The sequence below is a fragment of the Pseudomonas fluorescens genome, assembly GCF_012974785.1.
GTDB classification, from domain to species: domain Bacteria; phylum Pseudomonadota; class Gammaproteobacteria; order Pseudomonadales; family Pseudomonadaceae; genus Aquipseudomonas; species Aquipseudomonas fluorescens_BT.
Map to the genome: position 1 here is coordinate 4,011,623 of NZ_CP027561.1, position 21,868 is coordinate 4,033,490.

The 21,868-nt window shown below is 57.4% G+C and carries 25 protein-coding genes and 1 pseudogene; 10 read left to right on the forward strand and 16 right to left on the reverse strand.

From position 1 onward, the window contains the following. Nucleotides 1-92: 92 nt before the first annotated feature. From C6Y56_RS18050 to C6Y56_RS18060, 3 genes are all read left to right on the forward strand, one after another. Nucleotides 93-437, forward strand: a complete 345-nt coding sequence (locus C6Y56_RS18050) for a hypothetical protein (RefSeq protein WP_025108898.1) — start codon at nucleotides 93-95, stop codon at nucleotides 435-437. 245 nt (nucleotides 438-682) lie between these two features. Then, nucleotides 683-877: a hypothetical protein gene (locus tag C6Y56_RS18055; RefSeq protein WP_065259358.1), complete on the forward strand. Its 195-nt coding sequence runs from the start codon at nucleotides 683-685 to the stop codon at nucleotides 875-877. Between the two features lie 102 nt (nucleotides 878-979). After that, nucleotides 980-1,162, forward strand: a complete 183-nt coding sequence (locus tag C6Y56_RS18060; RefSeq protein WP_169431029.1) for a hypothetical protein — start codon at nucleotides 980-982, stop codon at nucleotides 1,160-1,162. Here C6Y56_RS18060 and C6Y56_RS18065 read toward each other — a convergent pair. Then, a complete protein-coding gene (locus C6Y56_RS18065) occupies nucleotides 1,159-2,220 on the reverse strand; it encodes an AI-2E family transporter (protein WP_169431030.1) in 1,062 nt (353 codons plus the stop codon). The two genes, C6Y56_RS18060 and C6Y56_RS18065, sit on opposite strands and share 4 nt — an antisense overlap. Nucleotides 2,221-2,376: 156 nt before the next feature. On the opposite strand from C6Y56_RS18065, the gene yegQ reads away from it, so the two are divergent. Next, nucleotides 2,377-3,705: a tRNA 5-hydroxyuridine modification protein YegQ gene (gene yegQ / locus C6Y56_RS18070; RefSeq protein ID WP_169431031.1), complete on the forward strand. Its 1,329-nt coding sequence runs from the start codon at nucleotides 2,377-2,379 to the stop codon at nucleotides 3,703-3,705. Nucleotides 3,706-3,711: 6 nt separating this feature from the next. Here yegQ and C6Y56_RS18075 read toward each other — a convergent pair whose 3' ends face one another. Continuing rightward, entirely contained in the window at nucleotides 3,712-4,575 is an 864-nt protein-coding gene (locus tag C6Y56_RS18075) for a LysR family transcriptional regulator (RefSeq protein ID WP_169431032.1), read from the reverse strand. A 101-nt stretch (nucleotides 4,576-4,676) separates the two neighbouring features. Between C6Y56_RS18075 and C6Y56_RS18080 the strand changes: the two genes are divergently transcribed. Beyond that, complete coding sequence (locus C6Y56_RS18080) at nucleotides 4,677-5,570, forward strand: DMT family transporter (protein ID WP_249314311.1); 894 nt, start codon at nucleotides 4,677-4,679, stop codon at nucleotides 5,568-5,570. A gap of 11 nt (nucleotides 5,571-5,581) precedes the next feature. Here the strand turns inward: C6Y56_RS18080 and C6Y56_RS18085 are convergent, their stop codons facing one another. Beyond that, nucleotides 5,582-6,298 (reverse strand): FadR/GntR family transcriptional regulator, encoded by a 717-nt coding sequence (locus tag C6Y56_RS18085; protein ID WP_169431034.1) that lies wholly within the window; start codon nucleotides 6,296-6,298, stop codon nucleotides 5,582-5,584. Between the two features lie 365 nt (nucleotides 6,299-6,663). Here C6Y56_RS18085 and C6Y56_RS18090 point away from each other — a divergent pair, with 365 nt between their 5' ends. Together C6Y56_RS18090 and gudD are read left to right on the forward strand one after the other, a co-directional pair. Beyond that, nucleotides 6,664-8,010, forward strand: a complete 1,347-nt coding sequence (locus tag C6Y56_RS18090) for an MFS transporter (RefSeq protein WP_169431035.1) — start codon at nucleotides 6,664-6,666, stop codon at nucleotides 8,008-8,010. A 24-nt stretch (nucleotides 8,011-8,034) separates the two neighbouring features. Then, nucleotides 8,035-9,378, forward strand: coding sequence for a glucarate dehydratase (gene gudD / locus C6Y56_RS18095; protein WP_169431036.1), 1,344 nt, complete (start codon nucleotides 8,035-8,037; stop codon nucleotides 9,376-9,378). Here the strand turns inward: gudD and C6Y56_RS18100 are convergent. Further along, entirely contained in the window at nucleotides 9,375-10,250 is an 876-nt protein-coding gene (locus C6Y56_RS18100; protein ID WP_011335055.1) for a LysR family transcriptional regulator, read from the reverse strand. The two genes, gudD and C6Y56_RS18100, sit on opposite strands and share 4 nt — an antisense overlap. Before the next feature lie 161 nt (nucleotides 10,251-10,411). Between C6Y56_RS18100 and ampC the strand changes: the two genes are divergently transcribed. Next, complete coding sequence (ampC, locus tag C6Y56_RS18105) at nucleotides 10,412-11,578, forward strand: class C beta-lactamase (RefSeq protein ID WP_169431037.1); 1,167 nt, start codon at nucleotides 10,412-10,414, stop codon at nucleotides 11,576-11,578. A gap of 66 nt (nucleotides 11,579-11,644) precedes the next feature. Here ampC and C6Y56_RS18110 read toward each other — a convergent pair whose 3' ends face one another. After that, the gene (locus C6Y56_RS18110; RefSeq protein ID WP_169431038.1) at nucleotides 11,645-12,211 is read right to left on the reverse strand and encodes a DUF4174 domain-containing protein; all 567 of its coding nucleotides are present in this window, start codon (nucleotides 12,209-12,211) and stop codon (nucleotides 11,645-11,647) included. Between the two features lie 210 nt (nucleotides 12,212-12,421). On the opposite strand from C6Y56_RS18110, the gene C6Y56_RS18115 reads away from it, so the two are divergent. After that, complete coding sequence (locus C6Y56_RS18115; protein WP_169431039.1) at nucleotides 12,422-12,886, forward strand: GNAT family N-acetyltransferase; 465 nt, start codon at nucleotides 12,422-12,424, stop codon at nucleotides 12,884-12,886. A 4-nt stretch (nucleotides 12,887-12,890) separates the two neighbouring features. Here the strand turns inward: C6Y56_RS18115 and C6Y56_RS18120 are convergent, their stop codons facing one another. From C6Y56_RS18120 to C6Y56_RS18130, 3 genes are all read right to left on the reverse strand, one after another. Further along, nucleotides 12,891-13,217: a hypothetical protein gene (locus tag C6Y56_RS18120; RefSeq protein WP_169431040.1), complete on the reverse strand. Its 327-nt coding sequence runs from the start codon at nucleotides 13,215-13,217 to the stop codon at nucleotides 12,891-12,893. A gap of 13 nt (nucleotides 13,218-13,230) precedes the next feature. Continuing rightward, a complete protein-coding gene (locus C6Y56_RS18125; protein WP_169431041.1) occupies nucleotides 13,231-14,016 on the reverse strand; it encodes a sulfite exporter TauE/SafE family protein in 786 nt (261 codons plus the stop codon). A gap of 95 nt (nucleotides 14,017-14,111) precedes the next feature. Continuing rightward, complete coding sequence (locus C6Y56_RS18130) at nucleotides 14,112-14,861, reverse strand: hypothetical protein (protein WP_169431042.1); 750 nt, start codon at nucleotides 14,859-14,861, stop codon at nucleotides 14,112-14,114. Between the two features lie 246 nt (nucleotides 14,862-15,107). Here C6Y56_RS18130 and C6Y56_RS18135 point away from each other — a divergent pair, with 246 nt between their 5' ends. Next, nucleotides 15,108-16,256 carry an aldose epimerase family protein gene (locus C6Y56_RS18135; protein ID WP_103386218.1) on the forward strand — a complete coding sequence of 383 codons (1,149 nt, stop codon included), beginning with the start codon at nucleotides 15,108-15,110 and terminating at the stop codon, nucleotides 16,254-16,256. 161 nt (nucleotides 16,257-16,417) lie between these two features. Here the strand turns inward: C6Y56_RS18135 and C6Y56_RS18140 are convergent, their stop codons facing one another. From C6Y56_RS18140 to C6Y56_RS18175, 8 genes and pseudogenes are all read right to left on the reverse strand, one after another. After that, nucleotides 16,418-16,681: a PAAR domain-containing protein gene (locus C6Y56_RS18140; protein WP_169431043.1), complete on the reverse strand. Its 264-nt coding sequence runs from the start codon at nucleotides 16,679-16,681 to the stop codon at nucleotides 16,418-16,420. Nucleotides 16,682-16,748: 67 nt separating this feature from the next. Beyond that, nucleotides 16,749-17,075 (reverse strand): hypothetical protein, encoded by a 327-nt coding sequence (locus C6Y56_RS18145; protein WP_169431044.1) that lies wholly within the window; start codon nucleotides 17,073-17,075, stop codon nucleotides 16,749-16,751. Between the two features lie 10 nt (nucleotides 17,076-17,085). After that, nucleotides 17,086-17,340, reverse strand: a complete 255-nt coding sequence (locus C6Y56_RS18150) for an Imm32 family immunity protein (RefSeq protein WP_169428214.1) — start codon at nucleotides 17,338-17,340, stop codon at nucleotides 17,086-17,088. A 113-nt stretch (nucleotides 17,341-17,453) separates the two neighbouring features. Further along, the gene (locus C6Y56_RS18155) at nucleotides 17,454-17,993 is read right to left on the reverse strand and encodes a hypothetical protein (RefSeq protein WP_169431045.1); all 540 of its coding nucleotides are present in this window, start codon (nucleotides 17,991-17,993) and stop codon (nucleotides 17,454-17,456) included. A gap of 215 nt (nucleotides 17,994-18,208) precedes the next feature. Beyond that, nucleotides 18,209-18,394, reverse strand: coding sequence for a hypothetical protein (locus C6Y56_RS18160; protein WP_169431046.1), 186 nt, complete (start codon nucleotides 18,392-18,394; stop codon nucleotides 18,209-18,211). Nucleotides 18,395-18,834: 440 nt separating this feature from the next. Continuing rightward, the gene (locus C6Y56_RS18165) at nucleotides 18,835-19,461 is read right to left on the reverse strand and encodes a hypothetical protein (RefSeq protein WP_169431047.1); all 627 of its coding nucleotides are present in this window, start codon (nucleotides 19,459-19,461) and stop codon (nucleotides 18,835-18,837) included. Nucleotides 19,462-19,792: 331 nt separating this feature from the next. Beyond that, nucleotides 19,793-21,247 (reverse strand): annotated as a pseudogene (locus tag C6Y56_RS18170) (RHS repeat-associated core domain-containing protein); the annotation flags it as partial. Between the two features lie 308 nt (nucleotides 21,248-21,555). Next, entirely contained in the window at nucleotides 21,556-21,819 is a 264-nt protein-coding gene (locus C6Y56_RS18175) for a PAAR domain-containing protein (RefSeq protein WP_169431048.1), read from the reverse strand. Between the last annotated feature and the right edge of the window lie 49 nt (nucleotides 21,820-21,868).

Below are 21,868 nucleotides of genomic sequence, written 5' to 3' on the forward strand. Positions count from 1 at the left end.
TTTTTCCAAATGTTGCTGTCTTAGAAGTATCCCCGCGCTATCCCGAGCCTGATGCAGGCCCGGACGCCGGGTCGAAGAACCGAGGATTAATCATGATTCGTAAACTCCCCATCGTGGCCTTGTTGATTGGTGCATTCGCGATCACGGGTCAGGCAGAAGCCCACGGCGGTGGCTGGCAGGGTCCGGCGGTATTTGGTGCGATCGTCGGCTCGGCCATCATCGGCTCGGCGCTCATCAACCAGGATCGGCCGGTGTACGTCCAACAGCCTGTTTACGCTCAACCGGCACCGGTCTACGTGCAGCAACCGCCGCCACCGGTCTACTACCAGCCGGCCCCGGTTTATGTGCAGCAACCGGTTTATGTTCCGGGTCCGGTCTACTACGGTCCACCCCGTGGTTATTACGGCCACCCGCACTACTATGGTGGTCGCTGGTAAGCACACAGACAAAGCCCCGCTTTTACAGCGGGGCTTTTTTTGGCCTTGAGAAAGCCGACCGTCCGTCGGCCAACGTCTGAAAAAATCTCGCCAAGGTCGCTGTGGAGACAGTTCCACCCGTTAAAGTCGGCATGATGGACTCGACCGTTGGGCCGAAACACACAACGGTCATCTATTTGTCATGACGGAACCGCAATCTGAATCCGTCCGCATACAACAGGTTGATAAAAACAAGGACGACTGGAATGCCAACACAGAATCCGCACCGCATCGTCGGTTTATGCACGTCGGGCAAGGTCTACAACGCCCTGACCGAGCTCAAGCACCTGGAAGGCCACCGCACGGCGAAATTTCTCTCGCTGCTGGCGGAAAACCTGGTGCGCAAGGGCCTGCTCAACGAGCACGAGATCGTGCACATGCTTGACCAGGTGGTCGATTGACCCAGCCCTCAACGGCATCAATGACCACTATCGAAAGCGTTGATTGTCCCTGAAACGGCCGAGTCCCTAAGGTAGCTCCATCGATTGATGGAGGTACTTGTCATGGCTCAGGTTCAAATCATGTCCGTTGTCGGCAGCGCGGTTCCCGCATCGCTCAGAGAGCTGGGCCTGCTCGCCTGCTGGTATCTGGTGCGCGACGGCGAGCCGGTCAGCGGTCCGCTCACCTCCTTGCCAGCCGCTCAGGCGCTGTCGCAACGACTGATCGACGGACCGTTCAAGGCTTAAGGCAGCTGCACTTTCGGTTTGGACTCGATGAACAACGCCCAGCTCGACATGAACAATGCAGCGATCAGCGGCCCGATCACGAAACCGCTGAGACCGAACACGGCCAGTCCGCCCAGGGTCGAGATCAGAATCATGTAGTCCGGCATCCGGGTGTCCTTGCCCACCAGGATCGGGCGCAGCACGTTATCCACCAGACCGATCACGAACACCCCGAACAGCCCCAGCACCACGCCCTGCCAGATCATCCCGCTGAGCAGGAAGTAAACCGCCACCGGCGCCCAGACGATCCCTGCCCCCACCGCCGGCAGCAGCGACAGAAACGCCATCAGCACCGCCCAGAGCAAGGCACTGGGAATGTCGAGAAACCAGAAAATCGCCCCGCCCAACGCACCTTGCGTAATGGCCACCAGCAGGTTGCCTTTGACCGTGGCCCGCACCACCCGATTGAATTTCAGTTGCAGACGCCGCTTGTGATGCTCTTCCAGCGGCACCGCCGTGCGGACTTTGCGCGCCAGTTCGGCGCCGTCGCGCAGGAAGAAAAACAGCAAATACAACATGATGAAAAAACTCACCACGAACTCGAAAGTCCCTTGGCCGAAACTGAATGCCTGGCTCGCCAGCGCCTGACTGCCCTGCATGGCAGCCTTGACGATCTTCTCGCGCAAGGCATTGAGCTCGCCCATGCCGAAGCGATCAAGCAGGTGCTGAAAGTAAGGCGGCAGACTGTGCTTGAACTGCGCCAGATAGGCGCCGATATCGAGCTTGCCGCTTTCGATATTGTCGTAAAGCGTCGCGCCTTCCTGCACCAGCAGCACACTGAGGACGATCACCGGCAAGATCGCGATCACCAGGCAGATGCTCAAGGTACACAGTGAGGTCAGGTTGCGTTGCCAGCCGAATTTCAGCTGCAACTGACGTTGCATCGGTGCGAACAGGATGCCAAGGATCACTGCCCAGAACACCGCGCCGTAGAACGGCAGCAGGATCCAGATGAAGGCGACCGTCACCAGAAACAGCAGCACGGTGAGGGATTTGAATTGCAGACTCTTTTGGTTCATGTCCGGTCCAGGTCAGTCAGGCGCCACCCGCGCCCGTCCCGTTTAGTCAGCCAGCATCAGCGCGAGTGCCGTGTTTCTTCATGGAGCATAGATCCAGATCAATAAACCCTCGGCGCAACTGCTCTACCCTGCCGCGCTTTTGCGACCGACGCCGCCATGACGACCTCCTTCACCCCCGAACTGCTCGCCCCCGCCGGCACCCTGAAAAACATGCGTTATGCCTTCGCCTATGGGGCCGATGCGGTGTATGCCGGCCAGCCGCGCTACAGCCTGCGGGTGCGCAACAACGAGTTCGATCACGCCAATCTGGCGCTCGGCATTCGTGAAGCCCAGGCCCAGGGCAAGCGCTTCTACGTGGTGGTCAACATCGCGCCACACAATGCCAAACTGAAGACCTTCCTCAAGGACTTGGCGCCGGTGATCGAAATGGCACCGGACGCGCTGATCATGTCCGACCCCGGCCTGATCATGCTGGTGCGCCGGCACTTCCCGCAGATGCCGATCCACCTCTCGGTGCAGGCCAACACGGTGAATTGGGCGAGTGTCGAGTTCTGGCAACAGCAGGGGTTGAGCCGGATCATCCTGTCCCGTGAGTTGTCGCTGGAAGAGATCGGCGAAATCCGCGAGCAAGTGCCGGGCATGGAGCTGGAAGTATTCGTCCACGGCGCGCTGTGCATGGCCTATTCCGGCCGCTGCCTGCTCTCGGGCTACATGAACAAACGCGACGCCAATCAAGGCACCTGCACCAACGCCTGCCGCTGGAAATACTCGGCCCAGGAAGCCACCGAGAACCCGCTCGGCGAAATCGTGCAGAGCTTCGAACCGCAACCGACCCTCGGCCTCGGCGCCCCCACCGATCAGGTGTTCCTGTTGCAGGAAGCCAATCGTCCCGGCGAGATGATGCCGGCCTTCGAAGACGAGCACGGCACCTACATCATGAACGCCAAGGACCTGCGCGCGGTGCAGCACGTCGAGCGCCTGACCCGCATGGGCGTACACTCGCTGAAGATCGAAGGCCGGACCAAATCCCACTTTTATTGCGCACGCACTACCCAGGTGTACCGCCGGGCCATCGACGATGCAGTGGCCGGCCGTGAATTCGACCGCAGCCTGATGACCGATCTGGAGTCATTGGCCCAGCGCGGCTACACCGAAGGTTTCCTGCGTCGGCACGTCCATGACGAATACCAGAACTACCAGAACGGCAGCTCGGTGTCAGAGCGTCAGCAGTTTGTAGGTGAGTTGACCGGCGAACGCCGGGACAGGCTCGCCGAGGTCAAGGTGAAGAACCGATTTGCCCTGGGCGATCATCTGGAACTGATGACACCCAAGGGCAATTTCCATTTTGATCTGCAGGAACTGCAGAACCTCAAGGGCGAAGCCATCGACGTGGCACCGGGAGATGGGCACACCGTGTACTTGCCGATTCCGGACGCCGTTGATCTGCACTTCGGGCTGTTGATGCGCGACGTGAGCGGAGCCTGATCCGGCTCAGGCAAACTCCTCACGCAACATCGCCACAAACGCCTCACGCGCCGGGTGCACCCCGGCGTTTTCATGCCAGTAGAACAAATTGTCGATGGCCGTCAGTTCGGGAAACTCGAAACCCGTACACCCCGCACCTTTGGCGTATTGCTCGAACACGCCCTTGGGCACCAGCGCCACACCCGCCCCGGCACTCACACAACCGACAATCGCCCCGTAACTGGCCAGGCTGACAATCGGCAGCGACAGCCCCTGGCGCAACAGCCAGTGCTCCAGCGCGGCGCGATACGGACAACCCTGCGGCCACATGAACACGGTCTTGTCCTGCAAATCGGCGAGGTTGCGCACCGGCCCGAACGAGGTCGATGCGATCAACAGCAATTCTTCGCGATACATCGGCGTGCGCTTGAGCCGGGAGCGTTCGACGTCCACCGCAACGATCGCGCCGTCCAGGCGATGACTGACCGTATCGTCGAGCAATTGCCCCCAGGTACCGGTGGTCAGTTCCAGCGCCACGTTCGGATAGCGTTTGTGAAATTTCGCCAGCAGGCGCGGCAGTCGCCCGGTGGCCGAGGATTCAATGGCGCCGATGCGCAGCGGCCCGGACGGTTCGGCGCCGGGATCGACTGCGCGCTTGGCTTCGGCCGTCAGTGCCAGAATCCTTTCTGCATAGGCGAGAAAAGTCTGCCCCGCAGGACTGATCCGCAACCCCCGCCCTTCACGCAGAAACAGCGCCACACCCAGCTCCGCTTCCAGGGATTTGATCCGCGCCGTGATGTTCGACGGCACGCAAAACAGCCTTTCGGCGGCTTTGGCGATGCTGCCGACCTCGGCCACGGTCTTGAACATGCGGATCTGTGCCAGCTCCATAATCATCACTCTGAGTGAACGGTTTGCGCAGTATAAGTCAGTTGTGACGAATGATTGGCGACCCGGATACTCGACGCATCAACCCTCTTGGTGCCTCGCTCATGCCTTCCACTTCGCCCTTGAAAATCCTGTTGGCCATGGCCTTCGTCGTCGGCTGCTGGGCCTATTCGCCGACCGGCATCCACATCGGCCTGCAAGCTTACGATCCCGGTCATCTGGCGTTGCTGCGGTTTCTGCTGGCGTCGCTGTTCATGGCAGTGATTGCAGGCTTCAAAGGCATTCACCTACCGCGCTTTCAAGACCTGCCACTGTTATTGGCCCTGGGCTTTTTTGCCGTCAGCCTGCATCACGTCGTGTTGAACATCGGCCAGCAAAGCGTCAGCGCCGGCGCGTCGAGTGTGCTGGCGCAATCGACGCCGCTGTTCAGCACGCTGCTGGCGCGGTTTCTGTTCAAGGATCGGGTCAGCGTCTGGCGCTGGGGTTGCGTGTTGCTGGGATTGGTCGGCGTGGTGATTGTGGTGAGCGGCGATCGCGGTCTCGGCAGCATCGACGCCCATGGTTTGCTGATCCTGCTGGCGGCGGTGTCGTGGAGCGTTTACTTCGCCCTGCAAAAACACTACGCCCGGCGCTACGACGGACTGACGCTGGTTTGCTACACGGTGTGGTCCGGCACGCTGTTGCTGTTGATCTACTTGCCGGGGCTGGTCGACAGCGTGATCAATGCGCCGCTGCGGGTGCAATGGGCGGTGCTTGGTCTGGGGGTGTTTCCCAGCGCCCTCGCCTACCTGGCGTGGGCATTCGTGCTAAAGCATGTGGACCTGAGCCGGGCGACGATGACGCTGTACCTGATTCCACCGACTGCGATGGGGATTGCTTCGGTGGGCCTGGGTGAACGCCCGACGCTGCTGGTGCTGGTGGGGTCGGCGGTGGTGTTGATCAGCGTGCTGGCGTTGAATCTGGAGCGGCCGGCGGTGGTGCGGGCCATTGAGATGTGAGCCGCTGCGCTTCAGGCTCCGCCTGCCGAAAACCGGTCACGACTGTTGCTCAGGTGCAGCCACATCGCCGCCCGCGCCGCGTCCGGATCCTGACGTTTGATCGCGTTGAAAATCGCCTCATGCTCAAGATTCGCCAGTTGCCCGAGCTTGCTCAAATCCACCGCTCCGCGCTCGGCCGCATTGACCCGCGTGCGCGGAATCATCGCGCTGCCCAGGTGCTGCATGATTTCGGTGAAGCAGACATTGCCGGTGGCTTCGGCAATCAGCAGATGAAAGCGCCGGTCGGCTTCAACGCAGCTGTCGTTGTTGGCCAATAGACGCTGATAGTCATCCAGCGCCTGACGCATCTGCACCAGTTGTTGCTCGGTGCGACGCTGCGCGGCCAGCGCCGCAGCTTGTGTCTCCAGCCCCATGCGCAACTCGAGAATGCTGCGCACGCCCAGTGCGGTGTCGACATTCAGCCGCAACCCCTGCTCCGGTGCGCGTTCGATCACGAAGGTGCCGATGCCGTGCCGCGTCTCCACCAGCCCAGACGCCTGCAACTTGGAAATCGCCTCACGCACCACGGTGCGACTGACGCCGTGTTCCTGAACGATCGAGTTTTCTGACGGCAGCTTGTCACCGGGCAGCATCTGGCCGAGCAGGATGCTCTGGGTGAGTTTTTCCACCAGGTCGTGGGCCAGGTTGTGCGCGCGTTTGCGAGCAGGTGCGTCGAGGTCTTCTTGCATGGTCGGTTCCGGTGATCAGGGCACACCGATCGTAGCACTGGGTGCGATGACTTGTATGAGCTCCTATGAACTCCGGGGATCAACTTGTATGACAACACTAGATTTCAGCTAGAAAATCTCCCGTTGCGCCGAGCAGTCGCACCACAACCACTGGCATGGAATGCTTTGCCACGCCTGTCAAAATCCCTATGAAAGCCAACAAAAACGGCACTGAAAACCTAAAAGAGCATAAAAACCGATCGCCGTAGACAAATTTGATTGACCTCTCCCGCTTGTAGGACAAAAAAATCTAGTTGTATGATGTCTATCAACAACACAACACCCAGCCACACCCCGCATAAAAATAACGAGTGGGAGAAAACCAAGTGAAATCATCCATTGCCGGGATGAACGAGGGCGCCGATTCGGTGCTGTCCTCCGCCATTGCCAAAGTCAAACGCCACGTCCTGCCGCTGTTCGTGATCATGTTCATCGTCAATTACATTGACCGGGTGAACATCGGCTTCGTCCGCACTCACATGGAACATGACCTCGGCATCGGTGCCGCGGCCTACGGTTTCGGTGCCGGACTGTTCTTCATCGGTTACGCGCTGTTCGAAGTCCCCTCCAACATGCTGCTGCAAAAGGTCGGCGCACGAATCTGGCTGACCCGCATCATGCTCACCTGGGGTCTGGTGGCCGCCGGGATGGCGTTCATCCAGAACGAAACCCACTTCTACATCCTGCGTTTTTTGCTCGGCGTGGCCGAAGCCGGGTTCTTTCCCGGAGTGATCTACTACTTCACCCGCTGGTTGCCGGGGGCCGAGCGCGGCAAGGCGATTGCGATTTTCTTGAGCGGTTCGGCCGTGGCCTCGCTGATTTCCGGTCCGCTGTCCGGCCTGCTGTTGCAGATCGAAGGCCTGGGCCTGCACGGCTGGCAGTGGATGTATTTCATTGAAGGGATGTTCTCGGTCGGCCTGTGCGTGTTCGTCTGGTTCTGGCTCGACGCTAAACCCCACGATGCGAAGTGGCTGACCCGCGCCGAGCAGGATGCGCTGGTCATAGCCATCGACGATGAACAGAAGGCCCGCGAAGCCGCAACGCCGATCCGGCCGTCGCTGGGCAAGCTGCTCAAGGATCGCCAGATCATCCTGTTCTGCCTGATCTACTTCTTCATTCAATTGACGATCTACGCCGCGACGTTCTGGCTGCCGAGCATCATCAAGAAGATGGGCGAGATGAGCGACTTCCAGGTCGGCCTGTTCAACTCGATTCCGTGGCTGCTGTCGATCATCGGCATGTACGCGTTCGCCTCGTTCTCGGCGAAGTGGAAACACCAGCAGGCGTGGGTGGCCACGGCGCTGTTGATCGCCGCCGCGGGGATGTTCATGTCCACCACTGGCGGACCGATTTTTGCCTTCGTCGCGATCTGCTTTGCTGCGCTGGGTTTCAAATCTGCGTCGTCACTGTTCTGGCCGATTCCGCAGGCTTACCTTGACGCACGGATCGCCGCTGCCGTCATCGCGCTGATCAACTCGGTGGGCAACCTCGGCGGCTTCGTCGCCCCCACCACTTTCGGCCTGCTGGAACAACACACCGGTTCGATTCAGGGCGGCCTCTATGGTCTGGCCGCAACCTCGATCATCGCCGCAATCATCGTGTTCGCCGCCCGCATGACACCCAAATCCGCTCCTGACATCGCCGTAGCCGATGCCGCGCCGAAACACGCCTGAATCCGTTTGAAAGGACAACAAGACATGACCGCACACGACATCGCCAAAGCCCCGATCATCACCGAGATGCAAGTCATCCCGGTGGCCGGCCACGACGGTATGCTGCTCAACCTGAGCGGCGCCCACGGGCCGTTTTTCACCCGTAACATCGTCATCCTCAAGGACAACGCCGGCCACACCGGCGTCGGTGAAGTGCCCGGCGGCGAACGCATCCGCCAGACCCTCGAAGACGCCCGCAGCCTGGTGGTCGGCAGCCCGATCGGCACGTATCAGAAGATCCTCAACCAGGTGCGCCAGACCTTCGCCGACCGCGATGCCGGCGGCCGTGGTCTGCAGACCTTCGACCTGCGCATTACCATTCACGCGGTCACCGGGCTCGAAGCCGCCCTGCTCGACCTGCTCGGCCAGCACCTCGACGTGCCGGTGGCTGCGTTGCTCGGCGAAGGCCAGCAGCGCGATGAAGTGAAGATGCTCGGTTATCTGTTCTACGTCGGTGATCGCCGGGAAACCGACCTCGCCTATCGCAGCGAACCGGATGCCGACAACGACTGGTTCCGCGTGCGTCACGAGAAAGCCATGACCGCCGACGCCGTAGTGCGTCTGGCAGAGGCGGCCCATGCGCGTTACGGCTTCAAGGACTTCAAACTCAAGGGCGGCGTGCTCAGTGGCGATGCCGAAATCGAAGCGGTGACCGCACTGGCCGAGCGCTTTCCCGACGCACGCATTACTCTCGATCCGAACGGTGCGTGGTCACTGAAAGAAGCGATCCGACTGTGCCGCGACCAACATCATGTGCTGGCCTACGCCGAAGACCCGTGCGGTGCGGAAAACGGTTATTCGGGCCGTGAAGTGATGGCGGAATTTCGTCGCGCCACCGGCCTGAAAACCGCTACCAACATGATCGCCACCGACTGGCGTGAAATGGGCCACGCGATTCAGTTGCAGTCGGTGGACATTCCGCTGGCCGACCCACATTTCTGGACCATGCAGGGTTCGGTGCGCGTGGCGCAGATGTGCCACGAATGGGGCCTGACCTGGGGCTCACACTCCAACAACCACTTTGACATTTCCCTGGCGATGTTCACCCACGTCGCGGCCGCCGCGCCGGGCGACATCACCGCCATCGACACCCACTGGATCTGGCAGGACGGCCAGCGCCTGACCAAGGCACCGCTGCAAATCGTCGACGGCTGCGTGCAGGTGCCGAAGAAACCGGGGCTGGGCGTGGAGTTGGACATGGACCAGGTGGCCAAGGCCCATGAACTCTATAAAAGCATGGGACTGGGCGCGCGGGATGACAGCGTGGCGATGCAGTTTCTGATTCCGGGCTGGACGTTCGATAACAAGAAGCCGTGCCTGGTGCGCTAAGCCTGCGCAACCTCCAGTAACCAGTGTCTGAACGCCGCCATCGCCGACGTCTCCGGCCGTGACTGCAACCGCGTCAGCCAATAGCTGCCGGTGGTGATTTCGATGGCAAAGGGTTGGCGGATCAGATCCGCCGCCAGTTGCCGGGCAAACATCAACGGCGGCGCCAGTGCCACCCCGCCGCCTTGCAATGCCGCCTCCATCATCGCCAGCGACGAGTCGAACACGATGCTCTGGGGCGGCGCGGCATGGGTCGCCAGACCGGCCGCGTGAAACCATTCAGGCCACTCATCGGTGCGATAGGAGCGCAACAAACGCTGCTGCAGAAGATCCCCCGGCGTGTGCAACTGTCGGGCGATTTCCGGCACGCAGAGCACCGACAACGGCGCCTCCAGCAAACGGGTCGCCTCGATACCGTGCCACGCCCCGGCGCCAAACCGGATTGCGTAATCCAGCCCTTCGGCGGCGACGTCCACTCGATTGTTGTTGGTCGACAGTCGCAAATCTATGAGCGGATGTTTCGCCTGAAAGTCTGCCAGCCTCGGCAACAACCAACCCACGGCGAAAGTCCCGACCGCGCCGACGGTGAGCATTTCCCGATATTGCCCGCCCGCCAGACGCTCGAGCATCTGCGCGATATGATCGAACGAGGTGGTCAGCACCGGCAGCAGAGTTTCGCCCTCGCCGGTCAGCATCAGCCCACGGGGCAGGCGTTTGAACAGGATCACGCCGAGTTGCGCCTCCAGACTTTTGACCTGATGGCTGACGGCCGCCTGAGTCACGCACAACTCCACCGCCGCACGTGTGAAGCTCAGGTGGCGCGCAGAAGCTTCAAAGGCGCGCAATGCATTCAACGGCAATTGAGGTCGAATCATGCCAAGTCCCAAATTTTTCTAATGGCTCGTCCGAGTTTTCATCGTTTGTCGAACGACGCCGGACTGCCTAGATTTGGCGGCGCCGATCAGCAGCCCAATGAAAAAAACACTCGCAGTGTAGCGGGATAACACCATTAGCACTCATGGAGAGTGATTCAAGCATGTCTTCGATCAACCTGAACAAACTCAAGTCTTTCAGCGCTTTCGGACTTTTCTTCAGCGCCGCCACCTGCCTGGCCGCCCCACAAACCGACGATCAATTACAGGCGCTGGTCAAGGCCACCGTGCCCCCGGTCATGCAGCAACAGGACATCGCGGGTCTGGCGGTGGCCGTGACTGTCGATGGCAAGGCGCATTACTTTAACTACGGTGTCGCTGACAAAAGCACCGGGCAAGCGGTGAATGAAAACACCCTGTTCGAAATCGGCTCGGTGAGCAAAACCTTCACCGCAACCCTCGCCGCCTACGCCCAGGCCAGCGGCAAACTGCAATTCTCCGACAAGGCCAGCCAGCACTGGCCCGAACTGAAAGGCAGCGCTTTCGACCACATCAGCCTGCTGCAACTGGGCACCTACAGCGCGGGAGGCCTGCCGCTGCAATTCCCGGATGCCGCGGACTCTGCCGACAAGATGCTCGGCTATTACCAACAGTGGAAACCGACCTTTCCGGCCGGGAGCCATCGCCTGTATTCCAACCCGAGCATCGGCCTGTTCGGTTTTCTGGCGGCGAAAAACCTCGGCCAGCCGTTCAATCAGGTCATGACCGAAACCCTGCTGCCGAAACTCGGGCTCAAGCACACCTTCCTGTCCGTGCCGGCTTCTGAGGAAAAGCTCTACGCCCAGGGCTATGACAAGAACAACAAGCCGGTTCGAGTCAGCCCCGGTGCCCTCGACTCCGAAGCCTACGGCGTGAAAACCAGCGCCGCCGACCTGCTGCAATACGTCGAGGCCAACCTCGACACCGCCAAACTCGAAACACCCCTGCAAAAAGCCATCGCCCTCACCCACACCGGCTACTACACCGTCGGCGACATGACTCAAGGCCTGGGCTGGGAACGCTATACCTACCCGATCAGCCTCGACCGCCTGCTGGACGGCAACTCGACGCCGATGGCCATGGAACCGCACAAGGTCAAATGGCTCAACCCGCCACAGGCGGAACCGGCGAACGTGCTGCTGAACAAGACCGGCTCTACAGCAGGCTACGGCGCCTACGTCGCGTTCGTGCCGTCGAAGAAAGTCGGGATCGTGATTCTGGCGAACCGCAACTATCCGAATGGAGAGCGGGTGAAGATTGCGCACAGGATTCTGGGTGAGTTGACCCGGTAATCACGGCATAAAAAACGGGCGACCTGAGAAGGTCGCCCGTTTTTTGATAACCGCTGAATCGGAACATCAATCATCCGGCATTTCCGGCGGCTTGGCCGGTTTGGTTGGCTTCGTCGGTTTTGTCCCTTTCGCACCCTTGGCCGGCGCCGGTTCAGCAGCAGCCGGGGCAGTCACCACAGTGGAAGTGGCTTCTTTCTCGGCGGCAGGCAGCGCATCAATGGTGTCGAAAATCTTCTTCAAATCGACCGCCGCCGCTTCATCCCCCGAAGCCGAGAGCTTGGTCTCGCCATCCTTGCCCACCAGAAAGACCTTCGGATACGCCCCGGCGCCAAGCTTCAGCGAGCGCAGCAACGCCATGGTCTGCTGCTGCTCCAGGCTTTTGCCATCGACCTGACCGCTCATGCTCAGGATGGTGTAAACCTTGATCTTGCGGTCGGCGATGCCTTGTTTGTTGGCCGGGTCGTCCAGCGCTTTTTTCAGGCTGACCCAATAAGAATCGACCGTACTGGAAGCGATCACGATCACCGGGCGGTTGATGCCCTTGTCGACGTCCAGAGGGGAATCGCCGTCGGCGGCGAACAGGGGGCCGGCAATCGCCAGCAAGAGTGTCAGGGTCAGTGACCTGATGAGCATGCGCATCTCCTTTTGATATCCACGCTCTAATGATTGCGCATCGCGGCGATTGTTCCGGGGGCTGCCCGGCAAAAGTGTTTCGCCTTGCCCAAAGCTTAGGTCAGCACCGATTTTGCGCAACCGGATACGCACGATCCTCTCGCGCATTTGATTACCTTTTATGAGCGCATTAGGGTGGCTGTTCAACCTGTGAAATGGAGTTCAACGCGCATGCACATCGACTATCTCTGCCATCACCCGCAACTGATCGAGGAACTGGCTGAACTGAACTTCAAGGAATGGGGCCAGTACAGCCCCAAAGACACCCTCGCCAGCCGCACTGAACGTATGCGCGCCGCCTGCGGCAAAGGTGCGATTCCCAGCGTGGTGGTGGCGATCGAAGACGGAAAACTGCTCGGCGGTGCGCTGCTGATCGACAGCGACATGGACACGCGCCCGCAACTGACGCCGTGGCTGGCCGGGGTCTACGTGAAGGCCGAACAGCGTGGCCGCGGCATCGCCTCGCAACTGGTCAACCGCATCGTCGAGGAAGCCGCCGCCCTGGGCGTCCCGCAGCTGTACCTGTACACCGATGCCGCGCAGTCGCTGTATGCGCGGCTGGGTTGGGAGGTGCTGGAAGAAACGGAATACGACGGTTTGCCGGTGACGGTGATGAAGCGCTCGCTCAGCCATTAAGCACTTAGCTCAGCGCCAAATCGAGCGCCGCTTCCAGCCCCGATGGATCAACGCATCGGCCGTCAAGGCGAAGCCTTCCGTCATCGAGGCTGACGTTCAAGATCAAAGTTGGCTTGTCGCCCGGATATTTGCGCAGCAGTAGATCAATAGCACCAGCGGTTTCATTGGTAGTGGAAATCAGGTCCCACTGGCTGCCACTCAAGTCCAGCAGCGTCTGTTGACGATGCTGGTCAACCACCAATGGCGCGTAGAGCCAGTGGCTCATGCGCATTTCCCGGGGCTCGACCGTGATGGCGAGACGGCCATTGCAATGGAATGTGGTTTCGCTCATGGCTGCGTGCCGATCAGAACGCCAGCTTGTAACCGATCAACACCAGCATCGTCGCCAGGCACGGACGCAGCAGTTCATCGGAGACGCGGCCGGTCAGGTGGCTGCCGAGCCAGATGCCCGGCAGCGAGCCGACCAGCAGAAAGCCCAGCACGCCCCAGTCCATGTTGCCCATGCTCGCGTGGCCGAGGCCGGCCACCAGCGTCAGCGGTACGGCGTGGGCGATTTCGGTGCCGACCAGGCGGCGGGTCGGCAGCAGCGGATAGAGGATGAACAGCGCGACGGTGCCGAGGGCGCCGGCACCGATGGAGGTCAGGGCGACCATGGTGCCGAGGATCAGACCGGTAATCACCGTCATGATATTCAAGCGCGTGCCGCTGGGGTTGTAGTTGCCGCCGGCGCGTTTGTGGGCGAATTCCAGCAGGCGCTTCTTGAACAGAATCGCCAGCGCCGTGGCGAACAGCACGAAGCCCAGCGCCTGCTTGATGATGGCGTTCATCGCGTCCGGCGCGGTGTGCAGGGTGCTCAGGAACCACAAGGTCATCGCCACCGCCGGGACACTGCCCAGGGTCAGCCAGCCGGTGATGGCCCAGTCGATGTTCTTGTTCTTCCTGTGAACCAGCACGCCGCTGGATTTGGTGATGGCCGCGTACAGCAGATCCGTGCCCACCGCCGTGGCCGGATTGATGCCGAACCACAGCAGGATCGGCGTCATCAACGAACCGCCGCCGACACCGGTCATGCCGACGATGAACCCCACGACCAGCCCGGCAATCACCAGACCGAAATTTGCCAATTCCATTAAGACATCCAGAAGACGACAGGAAAAATCTGGCCCGCAGCATAGCGATTTTTCTTATAACCTCCTATATCGATCCGATCTATCGTTATGCCATTTCACTGCACTGGCAAAAAATTCAAAAACAGCAGGCTCTGGGCGTAATTCAAACCGATGCGCCGATAGCGCTCATCGAGCATCTGGGTCAGCAGATCCAGGCGCGCCACGACTTTGCCGAACTCCGTGGCAAAGCTCAGGTTGCTGCCCTCTTCTGAAATTTCGTTGGAGAACAGCAGCGGCTGGCCTTCCTTGTTCTGCCGCTGGGCAAGGATCCATGTGGCTTTTTCAATGTTGCGTGCGGCGTTGTTGACGAAGGTCGGGTTGATCGCATCGGTCATGTAGAACTCGGTGCGGTTGCCGTGGGCAGTGACCAGCATGCTGCCGATCGCATAGATGAAGGCGCCGACCCGGTCACCGAGAAACTCGGGGCTCATCGCATAGCTCAGTGCCGCCAGATCTTTCTTGCCGCCGAGAGTTGGCAGAGGTTGCTGCTGTTCGATGGCCAGTCGCACCTGTTTGACCGCCGTGCGGATGTCGAGGTAGCCGGATTTGCGCAGCTCGTCCGGGTTGCGCAGGTACAACTTGCCCATCAAGCGATAGAGGCTGTCGAGGTTGTCGCGCATCGCCAGCGTAGCCATGCGGTCGACGCTGGTCTGGAGAAATTCCTGAGGCCTGCCCTCGCGCATCTGGCTGATGAAATTGTTGCCGTCCTGATGGCTGCAACCGCCGAACAGCAGCGTCGACAGGCAGGCCAGCAGCAGGCACGGGCGGTGAATGAATGCAGCGATGTGAGGCAAAACTCTCGGCATGAATTCTTTGAAGGACACATTCCTGTGCGGCGGGAGTCACCGCAACCTGGCCATGGATAGAGCCGGGGATTTCGCAAAAGTGCGGTGCCAGGGTGGATTCCCGACCTTCGGTGCTGGTTGCCTTTTTCATTTAGTCGGACTTTATTTTTGCAATAAACGCTAAATCCGCTATAAATCTTCATTCACACGATAATTAGCATGACTATTTAACGATTTTCAAAACAACAACAAAATGGAAGGTCAACCATGCTTCAATCCAGACACTCACTCTGCGGCCTCGGACTGTCCCTGATGATCGCCACCCTCTCCGCCCAGGCCGCCGGCCTGTCCAGCGAACACAAAGCCTTCGGTAAAACCAATGACGGCACCCCCGTCGAGCAATACATCCTGCGCAACAGCCACGGCATGCAGGCCACGGTCATCACCTACGGCGCGACCTTGCAGGCGCTGCAAGTGCCGGACAAACACGGCAAGCTCGACGACATCGTCCTCGGTTTCGACGATGTGCAGGGCTACCAGAAAGGCACCGCGTACTTTGGCGCGACCATCGGCCGCTTCGGCAATCGTCTGGCCGATGGCGCTTTCGAACTCGACGGCAAGCGTTATCAAGTGCCGCAGAACGACAAGACCAACGCCTTGCACGGCGGCACGCAGGGCTTCGACAAAAAGGTCTGGAAGGCGAAGGAAACCAAGGACAAGGATTCGGTCGGCGTGACCCTGACCTACCTGTCGGCGGATGGCGAAATGGGTTTCCCCGGCAACCTCACCACCGAAGTGACCTACCGCCTCACCGACAGCAACGAACTGCGCATCGACTACAAGGCCAGCACCGACAAACCGACGGTGCTCAACCTGACCAACCACAGCTACTTCAACCTCGCCGGCGCCGGCAACGGCGACATCCTCAAACAGGTCGCCACCCTGCACGCCAGCCATTACACCCCGGTCACCGCCAAACTGATCCCGACCGGCGAACTGGCGCCCGTGGCCGGCACACCGATGGACTTCACCAAACCCACCGCCATCGGCCAGCACATTAAGGCCGACCATCCGCAGTTGAAATTCGCTGAAGAGAAACAAGGCGGCTTCGATTTCAACTGGGCGCTGGACACCAAGGGTGACGTCAGCAAACTCGCCGCCGAAGTCAGCGACCCGCAATCCGGTCGCCACTTGCAGCTGTTCACCAACGAACCGGGCGTGCAGTTCTACACCAGCAACTTCCTCGACGGCACGGTCAAGGGCAAAGGTGGCAAGGTCTATCCGCACTGGGGCGCGTTCACCCTGGAGACTCAGCACTATCCAGACTCGCCGAACCAGCCGAACTTCCCGAGCACCCGGCTGGATCCGGGACAGACCTACACCCAGAGCGTGGTGTTGAAGTTTTCTGCGAAGTAAGAGCAGAAGATCGCAGGCTGTGGCAGCGTCTATAGGGGAAAATTGATCCTGATGTAGGAGCTGTTGCAGGTTGCGATCTTTTTGCTTTTTGAACCCCTGGACTGGCCCTGCCCACTCTAAATATCGACCAAGGCAGACAGAAGTAACCGAAATTCAGGGACTCAGCTGATTACGGCGCCTTTCGGGCCACTGGAAATCAACGCGGCTCCACAGGCGGTTTTCATGCCGTCCAGCGCGATGGGCACGCCATCGACGGTGTAGGTGCTACTGCCCTCGGCGATCGGGAAAACCCCTTTGCACAATGGGCAACTGACCTTGTGACCGACTCCGGCAATCGGTTTGCCGTTGAGGTCGGTATGGGAAAAGGCTTCGAGGACTTTGCCACCGTGAGTGGTGGAGTCGCCGAGGCGGATTGCGTCTTTCATGTTGTCACTCCTTTGACCAAGGCCTGTTTATTCGCACTAATGCACGATGCAGACATTCAAGCGTTCTTCAAACATTGCCCTTGATGCGAAATGCATCCTTAAGCGGCACCTCATCATCACCTTCCTCAAGACATCTATAGTCGCTGTCACCCAACGCCGAGAGCAAGGTTTGGTATAGGTTCAATGACTTGAAATTGACCTGAAGCCACAAAACGCTCCCACTTTCATAGATCAATCGAGCGTCATAATCGGCGCTACTGTTGAGCGACTGATCTTTCAGGTAGAGGTCGCCAGGTTGTTGTGCGCGAATACATGCATCGCTGCCCTTTATTTTCTTCATTACTTTGCTGGCAGAGGTTGTGTCGCCGAACACCAGCTTGTATTCATGACTCATGATCCGATACTTACACAGGCTTCACCAAGCTGTTATTCAACGCGATGAAGTCCACATTCGCGTCATAGTCGAAGTCTTCAACTATATCTTGAAGGTGCTTATGCTCAAGACCATTCGTTGACATCTCATACGATGCATTAATAAGAAAAACACCAAGCTCTCTAATCGTTTGTGGATCAGCAAGAATCGAAACCTCATCCAGCTGAATACTCGCATCACTACCGACAGCGGTCCCGTGCACAGTAAACTCAGTCAGCCTTTTCATAGATTGAGACCTTTATCCCGAAAGCTTTAAAAATTACAACCTTTAAAGGTGACAAATTTATAAAAAGCAAAAGTCATGCTATCACTCTTTTAGTTGTGAGCGGATGGCACTATTCATTGCATAGTACTGCCCAAATAAATCTGTCGAACCAGCCGTTTGAAAGCATTTGAGCAGCCTTTTGAACTGGCTTCGCTTATCATCGATTCGGGAGTAAGGCACTCGAACGTTTCATGCACTGCTTTCCTTGCTATGTCACCAAAACGCTCATTATCAAAATCGCATTCAACAGTTGAAATCATGTACGAGCTTCTTTTGGATCGCCGACCAAATCTTATTACAATGCTTTCATCAAAAATCAGTGCCCCTTCACTTTCATCTTCGGAAAAATAGAACGAAATCCGATTATCGCCTATCTGCCTCAACGCTGCAGCAAATGGCTGCTTTTTCAAAAGAGAAGTCAGCCTCACCCCACATGCAACACCAAGGCCGCACCCTAACGCCTCACTTACAAAAAAATATTGCTTAAATACAATCGATACTTTTCGACACAAATAAGAAACGCTGTATTCCTTCTCGAAAAAATGAAAATCATCCAGATCCCCGACCAACTCAAAATCGGCATTTAAAAACTCAGACTCAGAGAAACCCTTCAATTCAAAAATATTTGGTTGAAGATTACCCGCTCCTTCTAAAAACAGCGCAATCAGCTTATAAAAATCAGTAAAAATCTTATATCTCCTTATTTACGCGCCATCGGGTTCTTTCCTGCGGCATAGTGCCCACTCAGAAAGGTACCGACCTGAACAAAGGTGACAGATTTATATAATGCAAAAATCATACAAAAATAAATCCCCCATTACTCCACAAATTACAACTGAGGAATATCAATGTTATTTTTGCGAAGAATTGAAGTTATTTTCTCTAAGAACATGGCCGGCAGCTCGCTTGGAGTTCCATAGACATCTACTATTCCGACCTCGACCGCGCTATCCACAATATGACAAAAATCGTCAATATCTTGAGATGGAATCGATTGCCTAAGTTCTTGAGGCATATCATCCCCCTTCCATTGAGCGGCAATAGCGCCCCCTTCTCTCCCACTCAGCCAAGTCACGGCCTTCAGGACGACTATTAAGGTGGGCTATCAACTCATCGACCGTCACGTGCTGAATAGACTTTGCTGCGCAATAAGCATTTAAAGATTTCGATGCATAGAGTTGCAAATCTATCGGAGAAAGTTTTAAAAGCCTGTTCGAAAACTCTGACATCAAGAATTTCCTCCGCACCCTAAAGTCAAACTTCTTTACTAAGGGACTACAAACTGAACCAGGCGGCTTGTTAGTGCCATTCACATCACGGACGCCCCCCCCTAATTAAAAAACAAACCCGCCCCCACCATTGCGTTCGGCCTTGTGGGGTTTTATCAGAGACAGACCACATTTAAACACTATTAAAAACGCGACCTGCCTCCATGAGGTTAAGAACACTCGCCAACTAATTTATTGGAAGTTGCGACGAAGCATCAACCATCACCCATTCAGCTGTTCCCGCGGTAATACTGCCAAACTCTTCAAAAAAATAAGTCAAATCGTTAGAAAACACATCGAACGCACCATGCCCATATTCGCCAGAAATTTTCGCAATAGCGACATAGTGGCAGGACCTTTTGAGAAGTTCATATACATCATGACTTATGGATAACTCATCATTTTGCAAAAAAGTAGTCAGCATAGGGGCAATGGGTTTATCTACGCTTCGATGCCGTGAGAGCACTTCATATTTTTTGATATCTATTTCGTATTGCCTGTGCGCGCGAACTGCGAGCTCAAACTCCCCATCTTTATCCCTAAACATAAAGAACGGCATATAGCAAAGTTCATTATTTGAAGGCGACTGAAGCCTTCCATCGATATCAATGTAGTAGCAACTAGCAATCAAAGCTTTGATCGCAGCGGAGCCCTGGATGGTTTTATTGAAACCGATAGTGCCTTTTTGATCAACAGAAGCCAAAAGTGCAAAATCATCATTAACTTCCGCAGGAATATTTTTAATGCGAGCACTTGAGGTTTTTTTGAAATCATCAAATTTAGCCCGATAGCATATAATTTTGTAGTCGTTCACGCTACATCTCTCCCGGATAAGTGAATATTTTTGACTCGCCTTTTTTGTTCATTGCATGAACATGTGGGGAGCTGTGATGCTCCGGGTGCCCCTCTCCGACCATATGAGGGTGACCATCCGGGTGATCAAAGACCTCAGAATTATCGTGTCCACGCCTTCCCAGCGTTGTAACTCCACGCTTTTTCAAACATGCACAAAATCGCCCGTCACTTTCACCGTTCAACTCTTGTGTGGGGATATCTTTTCCACCTCTTCCTACTCTTGGAACCTGTGCGTGTTGTTGTGCCTTCCTCATTGCGCTTGCGCGGCTTTTGGTAGCAACAACAGTCTCCAACCCCAATGGGTCAATCCACTCAACCGGGTTTGGCGCATACTTGTAAAGGTTTAAGCCTCCCTCGTAGCGTATAGGATCCTGAGAAATGAACCGCCCAACCCCCGGATCATAGTACCGATACCGGTTGTAATGCAGCCCCGTCTCATGATCGTGATACTGCCCCTGAAACCGTATCGGGTTCGTCACGCCATGCTGCCGCGCCCATTCCGAGCGCTGCTCCGTCACCTGCCCCCACGCCTTGTACTGCGCGGTCCAGGCCATGTTTCCTTGTGAATCCGTCAGTTCCTGCGGTGTTCCCAGGTGATCGCACTGGTACCAGGCCAGCGCATCGAAAGGCAATGCCATTGCCTTGTGATTCCACACCGGGTCTTCATCAAGGCTGTATTCACCGCTGTAATCCGGCTGCCCCATGAGCTTGATCGGCGCATGGCGCACAGCTTGAGCGATCGGGACAAAAGTGCCCGGTTCGAAGACGTAATGCACCGTGCGTCCCGGCTCGCCATCGCCCTGCGCCAGACTGCTTTCCCACGCAAGATTGTCGCCATCCCAACCGTAAAGCGTAAAACCGCAGCCCAGTTCACGCTGTTTGCGGGCGTGCTCGTTTCTGTTCCAGAGGGAACCGGCTTCCGGGCGCTGTTTGTAGTGGGCGCGGGAGTTCTTGTGCAGGCGGCGTCCCAGTGCGTCGTAGGCGAAATCCACGCTCAGGCGCGAGTCTTCGAAATGCACCAGTCGATCAAACAGGTCCCAACGCATATCGCTGCGTTGGCCGTTGTGCCAGCGCTGGATCTGGTTGCCGCGTTCGTCGTAGTCGTAGTGGGTGCCGGCGTATTCGCGCAGCAGGTTGTCGACCAGTTTGCTGCGCGGCGGCGTCAGATCCAGTGGGCGGCGGATTTCAGCAGTCTTGTCATCCAGCAGGTTACCGGCCGGGTCGAAGGCGAACGTTTCCACGCCTTGACGCGTCACGGCGCTGAGCAGTCGGCCGACAGGATCGTAACGATAGGCGAGCGGGCCGCGACGACTGTCGTTGATGTCAGTCAGTTGGCCGGCAGCGTCATATTTGTATTCGCGCTTGAGCAGAGTGCTTTTGTCATCGCTGCGCCCCAGCAGTTGCTCCTGCAAGCGTCCGGCCGGGTCCCAGCTTTGAGTTTGCAGCAGGTGATTGCCTTGATGGCGGGCGATTTCGCGGTGCAGGTCGTCGCGTTCGTAGCCGATCAGTTCATGCTGATCCAGACGCATGCCCAGCAGGTGGCCGCTACCGTAAGTGAGCCAACTGACGCGGTGACCGTCCGGGCGAACGGTGGCAACACGTTGATTGAGCACGTCGTACTCGTGCTGCCAGATCGCGACGGTGGGCTTTTCCAGTCCGAGGTAATGTTGGTGTTCGCGCAGCAGATTGCCGGCCGGGTCGTGGAACCATTGCAGACGGCTGTCGGCGTTTTTGGCCAGCACCAAGCGTTAAAGGTGACAGAGTCATATAGTGCAGAGGAACCACTACAAATGGCCAAAGCTGTATAAAATTGTTTTTGAGCGCGACAGGTACTCAAAACCGAACTAAAAATCTCGCTTCTACGAGAAATCCACATCTTCTAACGTGCCGTTAAATATCAGATTTAACGTAGATGCCCATACTTCAGTTTTGGCGAAGCGTTTTTACACACTCTGGGTCGTAAGCAGCCTTGATTGAAGTATCGGCAAAGTGCGGCCGATCAGAGCCTTCGAAATTAGTGCGATTCAAAATGGATAGTTCACACCCACAAGACTCAGCAGATAACCGTCCCTTTAGGACCACTAGCAATCAATGCGGCCCCACAAACGGTTTTCATGCCGTGCAAGGCGATTGGCGTGCCATCGACGGTATAGGTGCTGCTGCCCTCGGCGATTGGAAAAATCCCTTTACACAGAGGGCAACTCACCTTGTGACCCACCCCAGCTATAGGTTTGCCGTTGAAGTCGGCTTGGGTGAATGCTTCAAGAACTTTGCCACCGTGAGTTGTGGAGTCGCCCAGTCGGATAACGTCTTTCATAGGGCAACTCTCCTAAACCGGTGTATTAGTAATCAATTGCATTCAATGA